The following is a 3,118-nucleotide window of genomic DNA, read 5'->3' as shown; positions in this document are numbered from 1 at the left end:
TTGATTTTGCAAGGGTTTCAGACTTGGAGAGGAACTCATCTGGGTTTGCGTTAAAACACTTTTATGCCCAAAAAGGGAGATAGCGAGCATAGCGGGTAGAGCTTGATTCAGATTCATCTGTCTTGATCAAACTAGCTTCTTTGGTAGCTCCTATGATGTGAGAAACAGTTGCAGCTTGTGACTCGCTTAGACGAAACCGTTCCCGTAGGGTTTGGTTCGACATTCGTTGATTGGTGACATACAGCAGACAGCAATGCTGGTAGCAGGCTCGAATTCGGTCTGTTTTGCTCATATCGGCAAAATTCTGATGGGCAAACAGCACCGCTGTCGTGCGCGTGTCACCTACTCGAAAATCTGGGGCGGGTAGTTGAAATAACTCTGCTGCGTTTATAACTTTGTCAATACCACTCCCTTTTTCCTCGCAGATACCGAAACGTCGCATTATGTCGGCAAGTTGTTCGTTCCGTGAACGATATTCATCAATAAATCGCTCTACTTTAATAGATGGGATGCCTGGATTAGATACCTCAATACGATCGCTGTACATTTCGATCATCACTGAAGTACCTGTTACTAGAAAATCTTGATGCACCAAAGCATTAGCAATAAGTTCTCGTAAAGCCTGTTTTGGAAACTTCTTTACTTCTTCTCGCACAACTTCCTCAATAAAGCGATTTTGCGGTGCTGCTGAGTGGACAAAATCTACTAATCCGTCAAAGCCAATGGCATATCCTCGGATGCCTGTCGTGTCATCACGAGTTTGCAGCTTGTTAATACCTTCATATATAACAACACGGGGTGCTTTACGAGCCAATGCAGGGGAAAAGGCATCCAGTTTTTTTGCCAAAAGTATAGCAGATAGGTTTGTGATTGTCCAACCCTGTACTGTTTGTTTGATTAAATATTGGCTCTGCAATCTTTCAAGGACAGCATCACGGCTAGTCGGATAGGGAATTTTTAGCAGTTCAAAGTAGGTTTGGGTATCTAGCAGCGCAATTACATCGTCAGGACTAGCGTTAGATTTAGCGGGTTGGGAAAACCACTCTTGTTGGTCTTCAGCAAAAATGCTCTTGAGTACATCGGGTGTCATCCCCACCAAAGATTCTCCCGCTCTCATTAGGTATTGTCCCTCGAAGGCTAATGGTTGCCCGACGGGACGGGGTGGCACTTCAAAAACCAGCACTCGTCCATCAGGATGCTGCAATTCTGTTGCCTCTACACGAAATTTGAGTTGCTCAACTATATATGCCTTAATCTTGTTTAACTCCCTTGCGGTTGACCAAGATCGAGAACCTACTACTTTGCGAGGCCGTTTATCAGTAACACCCAAAACAAAATAACCACCTCTTTCATTGGCAAGCGCTATACAATATTTCAGCAGTTTAGTCGTATCATACTGTTCTTTGGCTTCTTTAAATTCAAGACGTTCTATCTCTGTGGGTACAAGCAGCCATTTTTCAAGGGTTTCAAGGGTAATCATTCCGCATTTACCTCTAAATCATCTCCGACTAAAAAATTGTTGCGGTTGATTTCTCCATTAGGCAACTTCGGCACAGCCCAATAAGACCAGCGATAGGCTTCGTCCAAAATGGACTCATAAGACTTACCCACTAACTCCGCTTTTTGGGCGCGTTCTTGTTCTAAGTCGTCTACCTTAATCGCCATCGGTGAAGGAGTGGTTCGTCCTTTCTCCCAGCGGTTGATGGTCTGGAACGACACACCGAGACGAGCGGCGAACTTCTCCTGGGAGAGGTTGAGTCGCTTCCGTAAGGCTCGGATGAGTTCAGGAATCTGCAAGGTGGATGGAGTCATCGTTTGATTATAACCTGAACAAGCAATCTAAAATTCTTAATTTTTGTTAAAATACCAGACTTTCGCGCTGATAGACTTACAAACACCGTAACCCGGTTTCTGCACTCTACTGCTCGATCGCACCCAATGCTTTCAGAGTCGCTTTTTGAGCCTCGGTTAATCCCGTCGCCCCGGTAATATCCATCCCGGCGTAGGGTTTATTAACGATCGCCTGTACACAGTCTCCTGACTCTAACTCCCACACTTTAATGGTTTCATCATAACTCCCAGAAACGAGGGTTTTCCCCTGGGGATGAAACACCAGGGATAACACGGCACTCCCATGTCCATCTAAGGTTTTGAGACAGTCTCCGGTTTCGATATCCCAGAGACTTACGATGCCATCTTCTCTACCGGAGGCGAGGGTTTTCCCATCTGGGGAAATTGCTACAGCCCAGACGTAATTTCCTTGGCCCTGTAAACTTTTCAAGCATTTCCCCCTCCGGAAATCCCACAAATTCATTGTGCCATTATCAGTGCCGGAAACTAGGGTTGTGCTATCACTACTAAAGGAGAGAGAGACCACGCGACTGGTATGCCCTTGTAAGGAGTTCATCCCCTGTTCCGTTGGCAAATCCCAGAGTTTCACGGTGCAGTCAGCACTCCCGTATGCCAAGGTTTGACCATCCGGGGCCAAGGCCATCACTTCCCCAGAACTGGGGGGTTTCCATTGGGTTGTGAGGTTCTCACCCGTTTGCATTTCCCAACGGTGGATAGTACCATCATCGCTGATACTTGTGAGATAGCCTCCGGTGGGGGGAATGGCGACGGATAGCACTTTGCTGGGATGTCCCTGCCAAGTTTTCAAACATTCGCCGGTGGTTAAATCCCAGAGTTTGACGCTGCGATCGGCACTGCCGGAGGCGAGGATGTTGCCATCGGGGGCGATCGCCAAGGACCAAACCGCACTGGCATATCCTTGTAAGGTTGTGAGGCATTCTCCTCGCACAATATCCCAGAGTTTCACGGTTTCGTCATCACTTCCAGAGACCAAAGTGCGACCATCGGGAGCAATGGCAACCGTTCCCACCCGACTACTATGATCCGCTAACCTATGTAAACAGTCCCCAGTTGTCATATCCCAGACTTTCACAGTCCCATCGGCACTCCCTCCGATTAAGGTTCTGTTGTCGGCAGCGACTGCTAAGGACCAAACGGAACTACTCTGTTCCTCTAAGGTTTTTTGACAGTTGCCGGTGGTTAAATCCCAGAGTTTCACGGTTCCCCCTGCACTGCCGGAGGTGAGGGTTTTGCCATCGGGGGTGAC

Annotated in this window: 3 protein-coding genes; all 3 read right to left on the bottom strand. The window is 47.5% G+C overall.

From position 1 onward, the window contains the following. Positions 1-61 precede the first annotated feature (61 nt). Positions 62-1,480, bottom strand: a complete 1,419-nt coding sequence (locus J0895_RS21315) for an ATP-binding protein (RefSeq protein ID WP_207090008.1) — start codon at positions 1,478-1,480, stop codon at positions 62-64. Then, positions 1,477-1,812, bottom strand: a complete 336-nt coding sequence (locus J0895_RS21310) for a helix-turn-helix domain-containing protein (RefSeq protein WP_207090007.1) — start codon at positions 1,810-1,812, stop codon at positions 1,477-1,479. The genes J0895_RS21315 and J0895_RS21310 overlap by 4 nt, the downstream gene beginning before the upstream one ends. A gap of 106 nt (positions 1,813-1,918) precedes the next feature. Beyond that, on the bottom strand, positions 1,919-3,118 hold a 1,200-nt coding region (locus tag J0895_RS21305), incomplete at its 5' end, for a WD40 repeat domain-containing protein (RefSeq protein WP_207090006.1).

It is taken from the genome of Phormidium pseudopriestleyi FRX01 (assembly GCF_017313335.1).
GTDB classification, from domain to species: Bacteria; Cyanobacteriota; Cyanobacteriia; order Cyanobacteriales; family Laspinemataceae; genus Laspinema; species Laspinema pseudopriestleyi.
Note: the sequence above shows the minus strand (reverse complement) of the source record. Positions and strands in the feature narration are given on the sequence as shown.